Genomic DNA, 257 nt, shown 5'->3' on the forward strand with positions numbered 1-257 from the left:
TATTTTGTCCATTACACCCATCATTTTCTATGTCCTACCAACTATAACGATAAACCGCTTGCACTTTATAAGGCTGATCTAACCGCTTACCATTGGTTAAAGAGCCTTCCAAACTCACACGATGATTCCCCAAAGATGCACTCATACCAAGTAGAGTTTGAATTCTGCCTTTACTTTCTGCGACATCAAATGAGTATTGATTTACACGAACATTATGGCGATTCGTTTGTGTCGTAATCGCATTGATTTCTGTATAT

General features: G+C 38.1%; 1 protein-coding gene. It reads right to left on the reverse strand.

Annotation, left to right across the window (positions count from 1 at the left end):
• Positions 1-34: 34 nt before the first annotated feature.
• Positions 35-257, reverse strand: a 223-nt coding sequence (locus A1D25_RS01960; protein ID WP_240327084.1) for an autotransporter outer membrane beta-barrel domain-containing protein, incomplete at its 5' end; no start/stop codon positions are given.

Source organism: Ursidibacter arcticus (assembly GCF_009761375.1).
Lineage (GTDB): Bacteria > Pseudomonadota > Gammaproteobacteria > Enterobacterales > Pasteurellaceae > Ursidibacter > Ursidibacter arcticus.